Consider the following 17,435-nt stretch of genomic DNA (forward strand, 5'->3'; position numbering starts at 1 on the left):
GGGCGAGGCTTCTTCTTCCCCATGCTCTCCATGATGGACATCCTCCCGGGGCAGAACCCCTGATCTCGGATGTCCGCCAAAGCGGATCAAGCCCAGAGGAAGGAACGCCAAGGTGCTGTACAAGAGGAGTGAGATCTTCAGGTGGCTGGAACAGCAGAGAATTCACTAGCAGCTGAGACTTGATGGCGGGATGCGGCCGTCGTACTCTCTCCAAGCCCAGCACTGCCCTACTTCGGCGCCGGCCGCCCATCGCGGGTCTTCACCGTCCGCGACGACGGGCGTGTATCCGACCGTCTGCGGCAGGACGCCCTGTCTCGGTGGGATCCCATCGTCCACCCTTATCTGCCGTTCGTCCGGCGCGCGATCAGGGGATGCCAGCGGCACCTACGCTTCGAGCCGGGCATCATCGTACGCTCCAGGGGTGATTGAGAACATTGTGTTCGACGTCGGCGAGACGATCACTCGCGACGATCGCTACTGGGCGTCCTGGGCAGACTGGCTGGACATTCCCCGACACACCTTGTCTGCGCTCGTCGGAGCAGTCGTCGCCCAGGGCCGCGACAACGCCGATGCCATCCGCCTCGCACGGCCAGGCATTGATGTGGGCGCTGAGTACCACGCCCGAGAAGCCGCCGGTCGCGGTGAACACTTGGACGAGACAGATCTTTACGAGGATGTCCGTCCTGCGCTGTCCTCACTCCGAGAGCTGGGTACACGCGTGATCATCGCGGGCAACCAGACGACTCGCGCGGGCGAGCTGTTGCGCTCACTGCGACTACCAGCGGACCTCATCCTCACCTCAGGAGAGTTGGGTGTGGCCAAGCCGCAACTCGAGTTCTTCGACCAAGTGCTGTCGGCGGCTCAGGTCGCTCCGGACGTCACCCTGTATGTCGGTGACCACCCGGCGAACGACATCTTCCCGGCGAAGAAGGCGGGGCTCCGCACGGCACACATCCGACGAGGCCCTTGGGGCTGTCTGTGGGCCGATTCTCCGGACGTCGCAGAGGCGTCGGACTGGCGGATCGACAGCCTCACTCAGCTCGCCGCTGTCGTCCACGACAGCAGAGGCTGAAACGTCTGGGCGTGCCATAGAGGCAGTAACCGGGCATGTGCACCCAGTGCATCTGCTCGGGTACGGTTCGCAAGGGATACGGGGAACTGGAGTCGGTATGCCCATGCGTAGCCAGGGCGGAGTCGGCGCACGAATCGCTTACTACCGCAGCGTCATGCGTCCGAAGATGACACAGCAGCAGCTGGCGGATGCATCCTGCGTCGCGTTAGGCACCATCCGGAAGATCGAGCGTGGGGAGCGTGGCGTCAGCGACGCCACGCTCGACTCCATCGCGGATGCCCTCGGCATCGACCCTGTTCGTCTACGCAGCGACCGTAGCTCGGCCCACACACGGGTCCACGATGCGCTTCCGGCGCTCTCGGCCGCTATTGCGGCATACGACCTTCCCGACGACGGTCCAGTTCGTCCCACCCGGGAGTTGCACTCAGCTGTCAACGAGATTGCTCGCTGTCGACTGGCAGCTCAGTACACACGTATCGCCCGCGAGGTTCCCGAGTTGCTCATGGAACTTTCGCGGGCCTTCCATCTGGCGCCGCGGGAGCAACGGTCTGCGATGGCCGAGCTTCTGATCATGGCTTACCGCTCCGCGGACGCCGTCGCCTTCAAGTTCGGGGCCCACGATCTGTCCGCCCGCCTTGTCGAACTCATGCGGTGGGCTGTTCCTGAAGCCGACGATCCCCTGCTGACGGCATCGGTTGCCTACGTACGCACCGAGACGTTCTTCGCCTCCCACCGTTATGCGACCGGGCTCCGTGCATTGGAGCAGGCCCTGGACTCGGCCCCTCCCCCGGACAGCGAAGACCAAGCCGCAGCACGGGGGGCGCTCCACATGCGAGCCGCTGTCATCGCCGGCCGCGCACGCAACATGGAAGCGGCGCTAATCCACCTGGACGAGGCCCGGGTTTTGGCCGACCGAGTACACGAGCAGGTGTACTACGGCACGGCCTTCGGACCCGACTCCGTACGCATTCACGAGGTATCGGTGGCCGTGAGCCTCGGGGACGAACACGTTGCCCGCGCACTCGACGTCGCCGATGAGTGGAAACCGCCTCGCGACCTTCCTGCCGAACGACGCTCCGGATTTTACATCGAACTCGCCCGTGCGCAGCTGTGGTCCGGGCTCACTGATGATTCTTTCGAATCACTCAAGGTCGCCCGTCACATCGCGCCCCAGCACACCCGCGAACACCCCTGGGTCCGTGAAGACGCTGCCACTCTGCGTCGTCTGAAGCGTGCTGACTCTGAAACCCTCACGAACTTCGCCGAGTGGTGCGCTGCGACCTGAGCGAACTTGGCGACTACCCCATGTAGGGGTACTTGTGGCACGCGCTGCCCGCCACCATCTGTTCCACGCGCAGGAACCAGCAGATGGGAGGCGGGATGTCGAACGTTCCTACGACCCCGCCTGTCCTTGTCGGACGCGTGAGCGTCGCCCGACTTCACGGTGAGGCCTGCTTCGACTGCGGTGCTGTCAACAAGACGCTGCGCGCGGCTGGAAGCGTGGTGGTCCGTGACGGCGGTCGCGTGTGGCAGATCGTCACGTGCGGTTGCCGGAGCAGTGTGGCTGCCGCGTGAAAGCTGCAACCACGAGATCCAGAACACCGGCGAGCGTTCGCGACTGCACCGGGACTGGACCACAGAGCGAACAGGGAGTTTCCATGACGCAGATGGTAAGCGCCGCTCTGGCCTTCTCCTCGGAGAGCTCACGCACCGCTCAGCCCTCGAGGTTTGACGGCGAACACATTCCCGCCCAAGAGCTCGAAGCGGTAGCGCAGACTGTCGCGGCCAAGGCGTACCCTCGACGCCCGCAACGCTTCACGCGCCGATGGCCGCTACGGCCCACGGCCGTGAGACTCGCTCGGATTCACGCCCGCACGTGGCTGACGACTTGGCGCTGGGCCGGAGACCAAGACGAGGCATTGATCGTCATTGACACGCTAATGGCCAACGCCGTGAAACACGGCGGCACTGCTCACGCACAGGACCATGTCGAACTCGCTCTGCTCATTGATGAAGACGACAACCTGGTGATCGGCGTGTCGGATCCGAACCCGAAATTCGAGGGATTCGCTGCAACCATGGCCATACAGACGAAGTCGGGGCTCAGCCTAATCCAGGCCCTCGGGGGCGAGATCACCTGGGGGACGCCGGACGTCGAACGTGGAAAGACCGTCCAGGTACGGATGCGGGCATCTGCCCCGTGACATGTGGCAGACAGAAGCCATGCGCCCCGCCTCCCCCCTTCCTTCTCTTGCTGCGTCGCGACTCTTGAGGACTCCCGTGTCTGACCGCGTGTCGTGTGCCTTTCGCTGGTTCGTCGCGGAGGGAATCATCCAGAGCGCGGACGGGGCGGAGAGCCAGGGTCCGTCACCGTGAAGCAGGCGCCGCAGCATGATCACGTGGTGGCCGCATCGGAGACGGTGACGCTCGTGCTGGGCGAGGATTCGCCGCTGCCCGAGAGCGCTGCTGATGTGGAAGACCTCGTTCGCCGTCTGCGCGGTCACGTTGCCCAGTTGGGCGCACGAACCGCTTCGGGCACCCCCGTCCTGCTGCGCGCGCAGCGGCTCTGCTCGGACAGCGTCCCCGAGGGCTACATGCCCAGCCGGGTGTACCTGGTCGAGCTCGCCGAAGCGACGCAGGAACTCGTCACGCATGTGGAGCGCGGTGATCCCGGGTCGCTGCGCCCGGAGCGCAGGCGGAGTTCGTGGAAGCCCCGGATCAACATGCTGCGCGGGGCGGTTTTCGCAGTCGCCCTTGCCTGTTTTGTCTGGGCCGCTTCGGTGCCACGGACGTGACAGTAATCGGGGTCGTCGTCATCGGGCTGATTCTCGGGCCGATGGCCTGGCTGGTCCTCCGCGGCGAGCGCGCAACCAGTCCTGTCGCGGCCGACGAGGACTCCCCGCCGACCCTGAACGACCCGACCTCACCCCGGTGACCACAGGTGCCCCTCCTTCTCAGTGTTCCCGGCCGCCGTAGCGGCCCCTGATCCCCCCGGCCTGCGGGGTCAATGGAGATTCACAAAACGATGAAACGTCTTCCGCGTATCGAGCAGTACGGCCTGATCGGTGACATGCAGACCAGTGCCCACGTCTGCGACGACGGTTCGATCGACTGGCTGTGCCTGCCCCGCTTCGACTCGCCGGCCATTTTCGCCAGCCTGCTCGGCACGCAGAAACACGGCACCTGGCAGATCGCTCCGGCCTCGCCGCCTCCTGGCCGGTCCGGCTCCGAAGCGGAAGCCAAACGCCGGTACTGCGGTGACTCACTCGTCCTCGAATCGGTGTGGCGCACCCCGACCGGCTCGGTCCGCGTCCTGGATTTCATGCCGCCACGCGACGGGGCACCCCAAGTGATCCGTGCTCGCGAAGCTCGTGGTCGACGGACTCGGAGTAGCCCTCGACCGCATGCTTGGTGGCGGCGTAGACGGCCATGAAGGGGGCTGGGATCAGACCGAGGACCGAGGAGACGTTGACCACGCGGCCACTGCGCTGGGCGCGCATGTGGGGCAGCACTGCGTTTGTCATCCGAATCAGGCCGAAGACGTTGATGTCGAAGACCTCCTTGGCCTGGTGGATCGAGCTTTCCTCGCCGGCGCCGACCGCGCCCACGCCTGCGTTGTTGACCAGGACGTCGATCCGGCCGAACCGATCGATCACCTCCCCGACCAGGGAGCGGACCGACTCGTCGCTGGCCACGTCGAGATCGAGGAACGTCACCCCGGCGAGCGGCTCGGCCTTCGCCGCGTTGCGGCTCGTGCCGACCACCGCGAAGCCGGCGCCCACGAGGGCGAGCGCCGCCGCCCGCCCGATCCCGGAGGAGGCGCCCGTCACGAGGGCCACTCGGTGAGCTGACTGCATGTCGGTTCCTTCGGTTGTGGCATGACTTCGTCGTGCGCTGCGCGGGGTCGCCTGTGCTGGCCGACAGGTCCGCACTGGTCCTGCAGGCCCGGACCAAGCCGGTCCGGTGAGCTCAGGAGGGTTGTGGACTGAACAGTCGGAAATCTAGGCGGTTCTGTACCGGGTTGTCAAGAAGGATGGGTCGGCTTTACCTTCGATGTATGGCGAGACCACGAAGCTTCGACCCCGACCACGTCCTCCACGCCGCCGAGCGGCAGTTCCGCGCCTCGGGCTACAACGGCACGAGCGTCGACGACATCAGCGCCGCCACCGGCCTGGGCCGCGGCAGCCTCTACGCCGCGTTCGACGGCAAGCACGGCGTGCTGCTGCAGGCGATGACCGGCTACTTCGCCCGGCTGGCGCAGGGTCCGCGGAAGATGCTCGCCGGACCGGACGAGGGCGCCCTGGAACGACTGCACGGATACTTGCTCCGCGCCGTCCACGGGGTGCCACTCGCCGCCGACGTACCCCCCGCCCCCGACCGGGCGGCCGCGGCCTGCTTCGCCGCCAAGATGGCCCTGGAGATCGGCGCCTCCGACCCCGAGGTGAAACGCCTGGCCAACGAATGCTTCTCCGTGGTCCGGACGGCGGTGGCCGAGTGTTTGCGAGCGGCGCAGCGCAACGGCGACATCGACCCGGACGCGGATCCCGACGACCTTGCGTACCTTCTGCTGACCATCATCCGCGGGATCGATGTCGTAGGCGCGTACGGCCACAGTCCCGCCCGCCTGACCTCGATTGCTGAGAGCGCGTTCGCCTTGCTGCCCCGCCCGCGCCACCACTGACAAGGACGCGGCCGGCCTCGTTGCACAGGCATCTGATGCGGTCGGCCCACTTCGACGCCGCGGAGGCACGGCCCGTAGGTTCACGCGCCGCCGGGCGGTCGCCTGGGCGGTTGGCGAAGAACTGCGCCCGCATCCAGTCGAGTTGCTCCACCGCATGCGCGGTGTCGCCGGGCTTGAACTGCACGGTCAGTCGCCGAACGCCTCGCCGCAGCGGACGGTGGTACTTCGGCCGCCGCTGCGCCAACTGGGACCGCGTTTGCAGGAATTCGTGTCAGTGCTCCGCCTCGGTGCCCTCGTAGAGCCGGGTGCCGTCCCCACGGATGCGGGCAGCAGTACGGACTCCCACTGAACCTCGACGAGTCGGCGACCGGTCCGATCATCGCCATCCTGAGCGAGCGTCAGCCTGACGTCCTGCTCACCCACGTGGCGAACGTCCCCGTACAGCCGGGACCACAACCAGGCACAGGCGACCACCCCGCTGACGCGCAGGATCGCCCAGGCCCACGGCCACCACCGCGCCCCCGGCCGCTCGTCGCCGCCCAGGGGTTCCAGTTCGAGCCGCGCCAGCCACAGGTCTGCGAGGTTCACCCCCGACCTGCTGCTGGACATCACACCCATGTCCGGCGTCGAGACCAAGGCGATGGGCTGCACGAACGCGCAGGACCACATTGGTCCGAGCTCACGGCAATGGGCTCCCCTGCCTGTTCGCCAGGGGTCTCGGCGCAGGGCACGGTGAAGGCCGGCCCCGGCCCGGTGAACGCGCCCGCCGTGGTCGCCGGCACCACCGTCCAACGCGGTGACGCGATCGTGGCCGACGACGACGGAGTGCTGTGCGTTCCCCTGCTGCGCCGCTCGCACACACTCGGCCACCGCCGTCGCGACCACGGAGAAAGGTAAAGCCGACCCGCCGTACTTGACAACCCAGTACAGAACTGCGGCAGGTTTCTGACTGTTCAGTCCACAACCGTCCTGAGCTCACCGGAGAGGCTTGGTCCGGGCTTGCAGGACCGATGCGGACCGTGTCGACCTGAGCACAGGCGACCCCGCACAGCGCACGACAAAGTCATGCCCACAACCAAAGGAACCACCGTGGAGTCACGTCCCACGATCCACATCCCGGGGACCACCAGCCATACCATCGCCCCACGTGCAGGACGTCACAGTCACGAGGGGACGCTGCGCTACCTCAAGGCGGGCACCGGTGCACCCCTGGTCCTGCTGCACACTCTGCGCACGCAGGCCGAGCACTTCCGCTTCCTCATGCCGATGATCGCGGACCGGTACACCGTGTACGCCCTCGACCTGCCGGGGATGGGCTACTCCGAGATCGTGCCCGGCTCGTCGTACGACGAGCCGGCGCTGCGCGCGGGCGTCAAGCGACTCCTGACCGAACTCGACCTCCACGACGTGACATTGGTCGGGGAGTCGTTGGGCGGGGTGCTCGCCCTGACCACCGCGGCCGACCTTCCGGAGCGGGTTCGGCGCGTCGTCGCGGTCAACCCGTACGACTACCGTGACGGGATCGCCCGCTCCAGCCTCCTCGCTCGCGTGGTGGTCGGCGGGATCATCGCTCCGGGGCTGGGTCCGGTGATCGCCCAGCAGGAGCCCAAGCCCGTCCTGCGCAGAATCCTGCAGGGCGGCGTGGGTGACAAGACCGCTTTCCGGGAGGACTACCTGGACGAGCTCCTCCAGTCAGGCAGGCGTCCAGGCTTCCCCACTGTCGCCCGCGCCCTGTACCGGAACATGCCCAGCCTCATCGCGGCCCGCTCGCGCTACCCCGAGGTCAAGGCCCCCGTCCACCTCGTCAACGAGGAGAACGACTGGTCCCAGCCCTCGGACCGCGAGGCCAACAAGAAGCTGCTGCCCGCCGCCGACTTCACACAGGCGCCGGGAGCGGACCACTTCATCGCACTGGAGAGGCCGGAGGTGGTGGCCGACCTGTTGAACGGGGTGGCGTGACCGCCCTCACGGTGCCACTCCACCCTCGTCCCGTTCGGGGGTGGAGCGGGATGAAGTTCGACTCCATGATGTCGCGCAACGGCGTCGTGGTGGGCGACGGACCAGTACTCGGCGGTGATGCCGATCGAGTGGGCGATGTTCCGGCTCAGCTGCGTGACGCACCGGATGCGGGGAAACCGGCACTGGTGATTCGACGCGGGCCGGACCTTCCGCGGATCACGAACGTCCCAGACCGAGCCGCTGCGCTCGCCGCCCGCCCCGAGGGCGAACGGCCTCACCTTCGAAGCTGTCAGTTGCTTGACGCAACGTGTTAAATTCGCAGCATGCTGGGCCGAACATACGACAGTCAAGTGTGCTCTATCGCCAGGACTCTGGAGGTTGTGGGCGAGCGCTGGACCTTGCTGATCATTCGCGACGCGCAGCTTGGCCTGCGCCGGTTCGAGGAATTTCAAGACAGTCTCGGGATCGCCCGCAATGTACTCACCAACCGCCTTTCCAAGCTGGTCGACGACGGGCTGCTGGATCGGGTCTGTTACCAGGAGCGGCCCGCCCGCTATGAGTACCGGCCGACGAGCAAGGCCAAGGACTTGCTCACCGCGTTGCTTGGTCTGATGCACTGGGGCGATGAGCACGCCGAGGATCCGGCCGGCCCTCCGCGGATCACGAGCCATGCGGGATGTGGAGGCAACGTTCGGGAACAGCTTGTGTGCACCCACTGCGGACAAGTGGTGGGCCCGGACGCCGTTCACCTGCTTCCCGGCTCAGCGCTCACCGACTCGCCAGCCTGACATCCGAAATGTTCCTCAACGGACTCGCCGCCACCAACTGGGGCGCGTACCGAGTCGCGATCAGCGGGTAGCCCGCGTGAGGCCTGTTCCATCAGACGCTCAACGATGCTTCTTTTCTTGGAGAGATCTGCATCGCGACTGACGGGCGGATCACCCGCGCTGTCTCCCCGTTGGGTACGCGTCATCACCGGTTCGGCCGTCGTCCGGACCGGAGCAAGGGGGCCGACGGGCCGGCTGACCCGCTCGTTGCTCAGGCAGGGTTGGACTGCTCACTGCCGGTGACCTGTCTCTCCAGTCAGGAAGAACGCCATCCCGGCGGGCGGCACTTCCCGGCGGCGGCGAGGCGGACCTTGCCGGTCAGTTCGCCGCTGGAGCACGCGCGAGGATCGGCCCGCAATCGGAGTTCACGCCGACGCCGTATGCATCGTCACCCTCTCGCCGGAGATCCGCTTCGACATCCCGCCCGACCACTTTCTCGACGCCGCGATAGCCGGCCTCTCTTCCGTCCTCCGCAGCGGAAGCGGTGGTGGACGGCCGACCAGATGACGAGCTCCTGCGGCATCTGCCACCCCGGCCCGGCGTGAACTGTCAGAGCACACCCTGTTACCGCTGCCCTCGCTGCTCGGAGTGCGGGCCGTTCCTGCGGTTCGGCGAATACAGCCCGCCGTACTCCCCTTCCGTGCCAGTCAGTTGCACTCACATCCAGCAGAAGACCCACACAACGATCACAGCTCGATCGCAAGTTGCTTCACGCAACTCGCGCGGCTAGGGTTCGAGTTGCTTCATGAAACTCGTACGCATCCCGCCCCGTGAGGTGACGCTCGATGGCCAGGAACAGGCTCGAAGACCATCCCACCGTCGTCCAAGCCCGTCGGCGCGACCGCACCGCCGACCGGCCCGCCGAGCCGTTGGATGCGTCGTGGCTGCGCCAGCTGTGTCTCGACGCAGGTGCGGACGACGTCGGCTTCGTCGAAATCGACCGGCCGGACATCGCCGACCAGCGAGAGGACCTGAACGCCGCGCTGCCGGGCGTCCGGACGCTGATCAGCTTCGTGTCCCGAATGAACCGGGAGAACATCCGCACTCCCGCGCGCTCGGTCGCCAACCTGGAGTTCCATCACACCGGCGACCACACCAACGAGATCGGCCGGCACGTGGTGGGCGAGCTGGAAGCGATGGACGTGCGCGCCATCAACCCCGCGATGGGTTTTCCGATGGAGATGGACAAGTTCCCCAGGAAGGCGTGGGTCGTCTCGCACAAGCCGGTCGCCGTGGCGGCCGGGCTCGGCAAGATGGGAATCCACCGCAACGTCATCCACCCGAAATTCGGCAACTTCATCCTGCTGGGCACCATCCTCATCGACGCCGAGGTCAGCGAATACACCCGGCCCATCGAGTACAACCCGTGCCTGGAATGCAAGCTGTGCGTAACAGCCTGCCCGACCGGGGCGATCGCCTCCGACGGTCACTTCAACTTCTCCGCCTGCTACACGCACAACTACCGCGAGTTCATGGGTGGCTTCGGCGACTGGGCCGAACAGGTCGCCGAAAGCCGAAACGCCCACGACTACCGATCGCGAGTGAGCGACAGCGAAAGCGCCTCGATGTGGCAGAGCCTGTCCTTCGGCGCCAACTACAAAGCGGCCTACTGCATGTCGGTCTGCCCGGCCGGCGAGGACGTCATCGGCCCCTGGCTGGACAATCGCAAGGCGCACCTGACCCAGGTCGTGCGCCCGCTGATGGACAAGGAAGAGACCGTCTACGTCGTCCCCGGTTCCGACGCCGAGCAGCACGTGACCGACCGGTTCCCGAACAAGCGCACAAAGCATGTGGCGATGAGCTTGCGAGCGAACAGCATCGACGGTCTGGTGGAAGGCCTGCCGCTGATCTTTCAGCGCGAACAGGCCAAGGACATGTCCGCCACCTACCATTTCACCTTCACCGGCGACGAGTCCCGGCAGATCACCGTGACCATCCGCGACCGTGAACTCGATGTCGCCGACGGACATCACGGTGAGCCGGATCTCAGGATCACCGCCGACACGCGCACCTGGCTGCGTTTCCTCGCCAAGCCGTCAATGCTGGCGTGGGCACTGGTGCGTCGGCAGATCAAGCTGCAGGGCTCCCCTCGACTGCTGCGCGACTTCGGCCGTTGCTTCCCTTCCTGATCGGTCAGAAAAGACCCATCACCCAATCGTCACTGTGAGAAATGAAAGGCCGGTCATGAGCACTCTCGGCACCGAAGTCGAGCTCGACCTCGTGTTGGAACGCAAGGAAACGATGGCCGAAGGTGTCGTGCTGCTGACGCTGCGCCACCCGGAAGGCCGTCCCCTGCCGGAATGGCAGCCGGGAGCCCACATCGATCTGATACTGCGAGCCGACCTGATCCGGCAGTATTCGCTGTGCGGGGACCCGGGAGATCCGTCCCGCTTTCAGGTCGCGGTGCTGCGTGAACCGGAAAGCCGCGGCGGGTCGAGCCACGTGCACGACATGCTCACGGAAGGTGAGTCGGTGCGCATCCGCGGGCCACGCAACCAATTTCCGCTCGTGAAGGCCAAAAACTACCTGTTCATCGCAGGCGGAATCGGGATCACCCCCATCCTGCCCATGGTGGCAGCCGTCAACGCGACCCGCGCCGACTGGCGCCTCGTCTACGGGGGCCGCACCCGAGCGTCGATGGCGTTCGGCGAGACTCTGCAGCGGGCCTACGGAGATCGGGTGAGCCTGCGGCCGCAGGATGAGTACGGGCTGCTGGACCTGCCTTCGCTACTCGGCAAGCCGCAACGGAAGACAGCCGTCTACAGCTGCGGTCCGGAACCGCTGCTCGCGGCGGTCGAGGCCGGCTGCGAGAAGTGGCCGAGCGGATCTCTGCACCTGGAGCGCTTCGCCCCGAAGCAGGACCTCACCGCCGGGCCGCGGAGCAGCTTCGAGGTCGAGCTGGCCCAGTCCGGGAAGAAGTTGTTGGTCTCTGAGGACATGTCCATTCTCGAGGCCGTCGAAGCTGCCGGTGTGCCGGTGATGACCTCTTGCGAAGAGGGAATCTGCGGGACTTGCGAGACGAAGGTGTTGTCCGGAGAGATCGACCACCGCGACTCGGTCCTGAACGACCAGGAGCGCGCCGCGGGCGACACCATGATGATCTGCGTCTCCCGAGCCAGGGGCGACCGCTTGGTCCTCGACACCTGATCCACTTCGGGAGCCGATGACCGGGCCGCAGCCCGTCCCGCGGGTAGTTGGGCGCTGACGGTTCGCTTCAGATCGGATCGCACGAACAGACTCGCCGTCGCGACGCCACGAGCCCGCAGGCCCCTCCGCCACAGTGAAGATCCGGACGCCTGGACACTTGCTTCCTGGAAACCGATCGGTGTACCGTGTAAGAAACCGATCGGTTTCTGCTTTGGAGTCGAGAACATGACTACTCATGCCACCTCCACCATCTTCGTCATCGGCGGCACAGGGGCCCAAGGGATACCTATTGTCCGCGCTCTTGTCGCCGACAAGAAGTACTCCGTCAAAGTCCTCACGCGGGATGCCGCCTCCCCCCGGGCCCAGGCTCTCCTCGCGCTCGGCAACGTCTCCCTCCTCGAAGGGTCATTCGCCGACGAGGACGTACTGCGCGAAGGATTTCGCGGCTGCGATGGGGCGTTCATCAACATCGACGGGTTCAACACCGGCGAGAAAACGGAGACCTACTGGGCCATCCGCACTTACGAGATAGCGATCGAAGAAGGGATCAAGTTCTTCGTATACGGAAACCTCGACTACGCCCTCAAGAAGTCAGGCTACGACTCCAGGTTCCGCACCGGCCACTATGACGGCAAGGGTCGCATGGCCGAATGGGTACTGTTCCAGAACGAAAAGAACAGGGACCGGATGGGAGCGGCGGTCTTCACGTCAGGTCCCTACATCGAGATGGTGATCTCGCCGCTCACGCCCATGCAGCCCGCCATCGAGGACGGCGTCGTCACCTGGCGAGTCCCGCTCGGCGAGGGAGCCGTTCCGCATGTGGCCCTCGAAGACTGCGGATTCTATGTCCGCTGGCTCTTCGACCATCCGGAACGGGCCAACGGCATGGACCTCGAAGTCGCCATCGAGCACATGACCTACGCCGACATGGCCGCAGCATTCGAGAAGGTCACCGGGCACCCGGCACAGTACATCGACACCGATCTGGAAACATATTGGAACAGCCCGGACCTGAAGGGGATTGCCGATCACCCTGCCGGATACAACGCCGATCCCAACGACAAGAGCACCATGAGCTTCCGTGATAATTTCACCGGCTTCTGGAATGTGTGGAAGTACGGGATCATCACCCGGGACTACGCTCTGCTCGACGAAATCCACCCCAACAGGATCAGAAGCGCTGAGGAGTGGTTCCGCCGGGAGGATCAGTTGGGCCGGGAACTCGGCAAGGGAAGTCTCTGGGAGAGGGTCCAGCCGGAGAACTGGAGCATGGACTCCGCGGTCCTCAAGAGCAGCGCGGACTTCAGGACTGGCAAGTTGTAGACGGCCCCATCGCACGGCCGGACGCTATCTCCGACGCGGAACGAGCCGGTGCGGGGGCGGGGCTGATGCGTTCTCAGTCGGTGAGATGAACTGACCTCCAGAGCTCGAAGGGTTGACCAACCATGACCAACGCTGCCCGGAAACCCGACCTCGGCCGGTTCGGATCGTTCGGATACGCGGTGACTCCCGATCAGGCGAAGGACATCGAGGCGCTGGGGTATGGCGCCGTATGGGTCGGCGGTTCGCCGCCTGCCGAGTTGGAGTGGGCCGAACCGATCCTCGAGAAGACCACCACGCTGAAGGTGGCCAGCGGCATCGTGAACATCTGGACGGCGGCCCCCGGGCCGGTCGCGGAGTCCTTTCACCGCATCGAAAGGGCCTACCCCGGCCGCTTCCTGCTGGGTATCGGCGCCGGCCACCCCGAAGCCAATCAGCTGTACCGCAAGCCGATCGACGCGCTCAACGACTACCTCGACAAGCTGGACGAGTACGGCGTGCCGAAGAGTCGCCGTGTCGTCGCCTCGATCGGGCCGCAGATGCTCAAGCTGTCCGCACGCCGCAGCGTGGGCGCGCATCCGTATTCGACGACACCGGAACACACCGCCCAGGCACGCGAGTTGATCGGGCCCGAAGCGATCCTCGCACCGGAGCACAAGGTGGTGCCGATCAGCGACACCGACGAGGCGCGCGCCGTCGGTCGCGAGACGCTCGACCTGTACCTCAACCTGAAGAACGCCCTCAACAACTGGAAACGGATGGGGTTCACCGACGAAGATCTTGCCAAGCCCGGCAGCGACCGCCTCGTGGACGCCGTCGTCGCCCACGGCACCGCCGATGCCATCGCAGCGAGGGTGAAGCAGCACCTCGATGCCGGCGCGGATCACGTTCCGCTGCAGGTGCTGACGTCACCCGACAAGCTCGTGCCCGCACTCGCCGAACTGGCCGGGCCACTCGGCCTGCGGTGAAAGGCCGACCCAATCATCTGGGGCTCGACGGGACCTGATGACTTCCCGTAAATGACATCACCGAGGAGAATGAGCATCCTATGCACGTCTTCGTCACCGGAGGCTCCGGATTCATCGGCCGCGCCGTCGTCGCCGACCTCGTCGCCGCCGGCCACGAGGTGACCGGCCTGGCCCGCTCGGAGGCATCGGCCTCCCTCGTCAAGGACCTCGGTGCGGCTGTCCACCTCGGTGATCTCCACGACCTCGACGGAATCCGCCGGGCCGCGGCAGCGGCCGACGGCGTGGTCCATCTGGCGAACACGCACAACTGGGCCCACCTCGAGGAGTCCAGCCGCACCGAGCGGGCCGCGGTCCAGACGATCAGCGACACCCTCGTTGGCTCGGACCGGCCCTTCGTGCTCGCCTCGGGCGTGGCGTTCGGCCTGGACCGGACCGTGACCGAGCACGACCGCATCCCCACTGGGTCCGACCCAGTGCGCGGCGGCTCCGAGAACCTCGCCCTCAGCTATGCCGAGAAGGGCGTACGGGTGATCGCCGCCCGCTTCGCCCCGACCGTCCACGGCGAGGGGGACGCCGGCTTCATCTCCATCGTCGCCCAAGCCGCCCGGCGGCGCGGAACCTCCGTCTACACGGGCGAAGGCAACAACCGGTGGCCCGCCGTGCACCGTTCCGACGCCGCACGCCTCGTCCGGCTCGGGCTCGAGAACGCCCCCGCCGGCACGATCCTGCACGCCGTCGCCGAAGAGGGCGTGCCCGTCCGGCAGATCGCCGGAGCACTCGCCGACCGCCTCGGCGTGCCGGCGAAGTCGGCCCCGGCGGAACAGATCGCCGACGAGATCCCGTTCGTCGGCCGGTACCTGGCCGGCGACTTTCCGGCCACCAGCACCAGGACCCGCGACCTGCTCGGCTGGGGGCCCGCCGGCCCCACCCTGCTGGACGACATCGCCGCGGGCCACTACGACCAACCCTGAACACGCCGGAGGTCAGCCACGAGATGGGGAGATCCGGCGGCTGCACCACTTCATCAAGGCAGGCGACTGCTTCACGACGGCCTGACCTCGCCGGTGAGTGAAACAGACAGACGACTTGTCGGGCTTGGTGGGGGGCCTGCCCGGCCCGGCACGGGGACACGGATCTTCGCCAGGACGGCCTCGAACTGAGTGCAGTCCGCTCGCTGCCCGCTGGTGACGAGCAGGGACAGCGGTCGGCAGCATCCGTCCGCGCTCAGGTGGAGCTTGCTGGTGAACCCGCCGCGCGAGCGGCCCAGGCCCTCACTATCTGCACTGCCTCCACCAGCCGGGCGAGCAGGCTCTGCCACGGCGTCTCGGCCGGGTGTTCTGCCGCTTCGTCCCCTTTGACGCGGGAGCCGGCGGCGGGTCGGTGCGAGCACCGGCCGCGTGCTGGTGCGCACGCACGATGGTGGAGTCCGGAGGTTACGAACAACTGGGCTGTCTCATGGCGGGTGGAGTCTCAGGACATTCGCCGTTCTGCGGACGGGCGCGTGCTGATCATCGGGTGGTGTGTTTCAAAGTAGGAAGGGTGAGTTCATCCGTTTGTGGCCGCCCCGGAGTCGGCATGTTGACGAATGGCCGCGTCGATCAATGTCGGTGGGAACGCCGTGTCGCGGCGTCAGCCCGTCAGGGCTGACGCCGCGAGCTGATCGTTAACGCGAGCGTGTCCGCCATGGGTGAAGGCTGTAAGTGCGGTATACGCGGGGGCTAGCCTCGATCTTTCTTGACGGCCCACCGACGGAGTCGGTGGGCCGTCAAGAAAGATCGAGGTTAAGGCTTGAGCACCGCCAGTACATCGTCGAGGGAAACGTCGGCGGGGTCACTCATGTCGGAACCATCGAACGTCTGCCAGATATAGGAGGCCGTCCCGTTCTCCCGCAGCGGATGCAAGTCCGCCAAGTCCGGATCGTCCCGGAAGCTGTTGAACGCCTCTTCGGACTCCCATTCAACGAGAAACAGAACCTGCCGTGGCGCGAGGTCACCGGTTACGCTGTCCCGGAAACGGCCGAACGCCACCATTCGACCACCATATTGCGGGGCCACTTCGGGCAGACGGCTGAAATACGCAAGGTACTTCTCCACGTCGACCACGTCAAACATATTCAGGGCGTAAAACTTCTTCTTCTGCGAATTTGCACTCATTGCCAATACCCACTTCGGTCTCAGGAAACTGGTGTTTGCTGCTCCAGGCGGGCGCGGGGCACCGGCAGCAGGGCGCCGGCATTGTTGATGATGTTGACGTCGGTCGCGATTTGGGCCACGCCAGAGACTGACTGTGAAGAACGCACTTCCAGCGCTCGGGTGAAGACCGAGGTCGCCAGAATCCGAGTGTGCTGCCCTTCGGTGTCGCGCGAAGAAGCCATCCGTACTCCTGGTGATGGGGTTCGGGACTTGCCCGCCTCCTCATCGTAAACCGATCGGTTCCTCATCGTAAACCGATCGGTTTTCTCTCGCAAGTCTGAGCGGAGGGGTGCCGTTCAGCGCATCCCGATGTCCGCGCGGAATGCCTGTTCGTGGCTGGTTGTGGCCGACATTCCGGCGGCGTCGGGCCGTGCTGCCGCCCCCTGCCCTCCCTCCCGGGCGAGGAGTCACATGGCCAGGGTCAGGACTACGGCTGTGGTGACGGAGATCAGGCAGAGAACCATGGGGCCCATGGCGTTCGCGCGGGTGTCGGGGTTGGCGAAGTCGCCGGCTCTGCTGTGGAAGACGGCCGCACCGACCATCAGGACCGCGAAGCCGGTGGCCGCGGCGATCCCCAGGGGCTGCCAGAAGAGACCGATGATCAAGCCGGCGGCGGCAGCGACCTCGGCCCCGATGAAGCGGACCAGCCCGGCGCCCAGTCCCATGTGCGACTGGAGACTGGCGGAGCCCCCTTCCTGGAGCCGCTCCTGCCTCTCTTCGTCGAGGAGCCCGTGCTGCCCGAGTTCTCCCGGGACCTCGGCGCCGTGGTGCGCTCCACCTCGATCCCCATCACCACCGGCGAACGGCTGTACTCGCGCTGGGACTTCCGCTCGGTGCTCTCCGACGGCATCGCCGTGGCCCAGCCGGACATCAGCCGCGTCGGCGGCATCTCCGAGACCCGCCGCATCGCCGCGATGGCCGAAACCTACGACGTCCTGGTGGCGCTGCACTGCCCGCTCGGCTCGATCGCCCTCGCCGCCGGCCTCCAACTCGACTTCGCCATCCGCGACTTCCTCATCCAGGAACAGGCACTGGGCATCGGCTACGGCGACAGCAGCGGCCTGCTGGACTACCTCGCCGACACCACGCCCTTCACGTTCCGCGACGGCTACATCGACCGCCTGACAGCACCCGGTCTCGGCATCACCATCGACGAGGACGCAGTCCGCGGCGCCGCCGAACGCGGCCACCGCTGGCGCAATCCGCTCTGGCGAACACCGATGGCTCACTGGCCGCCTGGTAGCCGCACCAGCACCCAGCACCCAGCAC

The 17,435-nt window shown here is 66.2% G+C and carries 17 protein-coding genes and 4 pseudogenes; 16 read left to right on the forward strand and 5 right to left on the reverse strand.

Going from position 1 to position 17,435, the window contains the following annotated elements:
* Positions 1-421 precede the first annotated feature (421 nt).
* The 6 genes and pseudogenes from ACFY9S_RS38570 to ACFY9S_RS38595 all read left to right on the forward strand — a co-directional run.
* Positions 422-1,072 carry an HAD-IA family hydrolase gene (locus tag ACFY9S_RS38570; RefSeq protein ID WP_391138502.1) on the forward strand — a complete coding sequence of 217 codons (651 nt, stop codon included), beginning with the start codon at positions 422-424 and terminating at the stop codon, positions 1,070-1,072.
* Positions 1,073-1,169: 97 nt separating this feature from the next.
* Positions 1,170-2,357, forward strand: coding sequence for a helix-turn-helix domain-containing protein (locus ACFY9S_RS38575; protein WP_391138503.1), 1,188 nt, complete (start codon positions 1,170-1,172; stop codon positions 2,355-2,357).
* A gap of 373 nt (positions 2,358-2,730) precedes the next feature.
* Positions 2,731-3,276, forward strand: coding sequence for an ATP-binding protein (locus ACFY9S_RS38580; RefSeq protein WP_391138505.1), 546 nt, complete (start codon positions 2,731-2,733; stop codon positions 3,274-3,276).
* A gap of 168 nt (positions 3,277-3,444) precedes the next feature.
* Complete coding sequence (locus ACFY9S_RS38585; RefSeq protein WP_391138507.1) at positions 3,445-3,867, forward strand: DUF6415 family natural product biosynthesis protein; 423 nt, start codon at positions 3,445-3,447, stop codon at positions 3,865-3,867.
* Complete coding sequence (locus ACFY9S_RS38590) at positions 3,864-4,007, forward strand: hypothetical protein (RefSeq protein WP_391138509.1); 144 nt, start codon at positions 3,864-3,866, stop codon at positions 4,005-4,007. The genes ACFY9S_RS38585 and ACFY9S_RS38590 overlap by 4 nt, the downstream gene beginning before the upstream one ends.
* Before the next feature lie 90 nt (positions 4,008-4,097).
* A pseudogene (locus ACFY9S_RS38595) lies at positions 4,098-4,439 on the forward strand (trehalase-like domain-containing protein); the annotation flags it as partial.
* On the opposite strand, the pseudogene ACFY9S_RS38600 reads toward ACFY9S_RS38595, so the two are convergent.
* A pseudogene (locus tag ACFY9S_RS38600) lies at positions 4,426-4,929 on the reverse strand (SDR family NAD(P)-dependent oxidoreductase); the annotation flags it as partial. The pseudogenes ACFY9S_RS38595 and ACFY9S_RS38600 sit on opposite strands and share 14 nt — an antisense overlap.
* Positions 4,930-5,129: 200 nt before the next feature.
* On the opposite strand from ACFY9S_RS38600, the gene ACFY9S_RS38605 reads away from it, so the two are divergent.
* From ACFY9S_RS38605 to ACFY9S_RS38645, 9 genes are all read left to right on the forward strand, one after another.
* Complete coding sequence (locus ACFY9S_RS38605; protein ID WP_391138511.1) at positions 5,130-5,753, forward strand: TetR family transcriptional regulator C-terminal domain-containing protein; 624 nt, start codon at positions 5,130-5,132, stop codon at positions 5,751-5,753.
* A gap of 423 nt (positions 5,754-6,176) precedes the next feature.
* Positions 6,177-6,650 carry a hypothetical protein gene (locus ACFY9S_RS38610; protein ID WP_391138513.1) on the forward strand — a complete coding sequence of 158 codons (474 nt, stop codon included), beginning with the start codon at positions 6,177-6,179 and terminating at the stop codon, positions 6,648-6,650.
* A 168-nt stretch (positions 6,651-6,818) separates the two neighbouring features.
* Entirely contained in the window at positions 6,819-7,712 is an 894-nt protein-coding gene (locus tag ACFY9S_RS38615; RefSeq protein WP_391138514.1) for an alpha/beta fold hydrolase, read from the forward strand.
* Between the two features lie 323 nt (positions 7,713-8,035).
* The gene (locus ACFY9S_RS38620) at positions 8,036-8,500 is read left to right on the forward strand and encodes a winged helix-turn-helix transcriptional regulator (RefSeq protein WP_391138516.1); all 465 of its coding nucleotides are present in this window, start codon (positions 8,036-8,038) and stop codon (positions 8,498-8,500) included.
* Positions 8,501-9,324: 824 nt separating this feature from the next.
* The gene (locus ACFY9S_RS38625; protein WP_391138518.1) at positions 9,325-10,668 is read left to right on the forward strand and encodes an SCP2 sterol-binding domain-containing protein; all 1,344 of its coding nucleotides are present in this window, start codon (positions 9,325-9,327) and stop codon (positions 10,666-10,668) included.
* Between the two features lie 55 nt (positions 10,669-10,723).
* Positions 10,724-11,686: a 2Fe-2S iron-sulfur cluster-binding protein gene (locus ACFY9S_RS38630; protein WP_391138520.1), complete on the forward strand. Its 963-nt coding sequence runs from the start codon at positions 10,724-10,726 to the stop codon at positions 11,684-11,686.
* Between the two features lie 225 nt (positions 11,687-11,911).
* Positions 11,912-13,009, forward strand: a complete 1,098-nt coding sequence (locus ACFY9S_RS38635) for an NmrA family NAD(P)-binding protein (RefSeq protein ID WP_391138522.1) — start codon at positions 11,912-11,914, stop codon at positions 13,007-13,009.
* Between the two features lie 122 nt (positions 13,010-13,131).
* Entirely contained in the window at positions 13,132-13,974 is an 843-nt protein-coding gene (locus ACFY9S_RS38640; protein ID WP_391138524.1) for a TIGR03620 family F420-dependent LLM class oxidoreductase, read from the forward strand.
* Positions 13,975-14,054: 80 nt separating this feature from the next.
* Entirely contained in the window at positions 14,055-14,945 is an 891-nt protein-coding gene (locus ACFY9S_RS38645; protein ID WP_391138526.1) for an NAD-dependent epimerase/dehydratase family protein, read from the forward strand.
* Positions 14,946-15,059: 114 nt separating this feature from the next.
* Here the strand turns inward: ACFY9S_RS38645 and ACFY9S_RS38650 are convergent.
* From ACFY9S_RS38650 to ACFY9S_RS38665, 4 genes and pseudogenes are all read right to left on the reverse strand, one after another.
* Positions 15,060-15,401: pseudogene (locus ACFY9S_RS38650) on the reverse strand (hypothetical protein); the annotation flags it as partial.
* A gap of 354 nt (positions 15,402-15,755) precedes the next feature.
* Positions 15,756-16,127, reverse strand: coding sequence for a DUF1330 domain-containing protein (locus ACFY9S_RS38655; protein ID WP_391138528.1), 372 nt, complete (start codon positions 16,125-16,127; stop codon positions 15,756-15,758).
* A 20-nt stretch (positions 16,128-16,147) separates the two neighbouring features.
* Positions 16,148-16,348 (reverse strand): hypothetical protein, encoded by a 201-nt coding sequence (locus tag ACFY9S_RS38660; RefSeq protein WP_391138530.1) that lies wholly within the window; start codon positions 16,346-16,348, stop codon positions 16,148-16,150.
* Positions 16,349-16,573: 225 nt separating this feature from the next.
* Complete coding sequence (locus ACFY9S_RS38665; RefSeq protein WP_391138532.1) at positions 16,574-16,831, reverse strand: DoxX family protein; 258 nt, start codon at positions 16,829-16,831, stop codon at positions 16,574-16,576.
* A 24-nt stretch (positions 16,832-16,855) separates the two neighbouring features.
* Here ACFY9S_RS38665 and ACFY9S_RS38670 point away from each other — a divergent pair.
* A pseudogene (locus ACFY9S_RS38670) lies at positions 16,856-17,409 on the forward strand (enolase C-terminal domain-like protein); the annotation flags it as partial.
* Between the last annotated feature and the right edge of the window lie 26 nt (positions 17,410-17,435).

This window comes from Streptomyces sp. NPDC012474 (assembly GCF_042955185.1).
Classification (GTDB): domain Bacteria; phylum Actinomycetota; class Actinomycetes; order Streptomycetales; family Streptomycetaceae; genus Streptomyces; species Streptomyces cahuitamycinicus.

Coding starts and splice junctions, on each gene's coding strand:
- ACFY9S_RS38575 (WP_391138503.1), top strand. CDS start 1,170: ATGCCCATGCGTAGCCAGGGCGGAGTCGGCGCACGAATCGCTTACTAC.
- ACFY9S_RS38580 (WP_391138505.1), top strand. CDS start 2,731: ATGACGCAGATGGTAAGCGCCGCTCTGGCCTTCTCCTCGGAGAGCTCA.
- ACFY9S_RS38605 (WP_391138511.1), top strand. CDS start 5,130: ATGGCGAGACCACGAAGCTTCGACCCCGACCACGTCCTCCACGCCGCC.
- ACFY9S_RS38615 (WP_391138514.1), top strand. CDS start 6,819: ATGCCCACAACCAAAGGAACCACCGTGGAGTCACGTCCCACGATCCAC.
- ACFY9S_RS38620 (WP_391138516.1), top strand. CDS start 8,036: ATGCTGGGCCGAACATACGACAGTCAAGTGTGCTCTATCGCCAGGACT.
- ACFY9S_RS38625 (WP_391138518.1), top strand. CDS start 9,325: ATGGCCAGGAACAGGCTCGAAGACCATCCCACCGTCGTCCAAGCCCGT.
- ACFY9S_RS38630 (WP_391138520.1), top strand. CDS start 10,724: ATGAGCACTCTCGGCACCGAAGTCGAGCTCGACCTCGTGTTGGAACGC.
- ACFY9S_RS38635 (WP_391138522.1), top strand. CDS start 11,912: ATGACTACTCATGCCACCTCCACCATCTTCGTCATCGGCGGCACAGGG.
- ACFY9S_RS38640 (WP_391138524.1), top strand. CDS start 13,132: ATGACCAACGCTGCCCGGAAACCCGACCTCGGCCGGTTCGGATCGTTC.
- ACFY9S_RS38645 (WP_391138526.1), top strand. CDS start 14,055: ATGCACGTCTTCGTCACCGGAGGCTCCGGATTCATCGGCCGCGCCGTC.
- ACFY9S_RS38655 (WP_391138528.1), bottom strand. CDS start 16,127: ATGAGTGCAAATTCGCAGAAGAAGAAGTTTTACGCCCTGAATATGTTT.
- ACFY9S_RS38660 (WP_391138530.1), bottom strand. CDS start 16,348: ATGGCTTCTTCGCGCGACACCGAAGGGCAGCACACTCGGATTCTGGCG.
- ACFY9S_RS38665 (WP_391138532.1), bottom strand. CDS start 16,831: ATGGGACTGGGCGCCGGGCTGGTCCGCTTCATCGGGGCCGAGGTCGCT.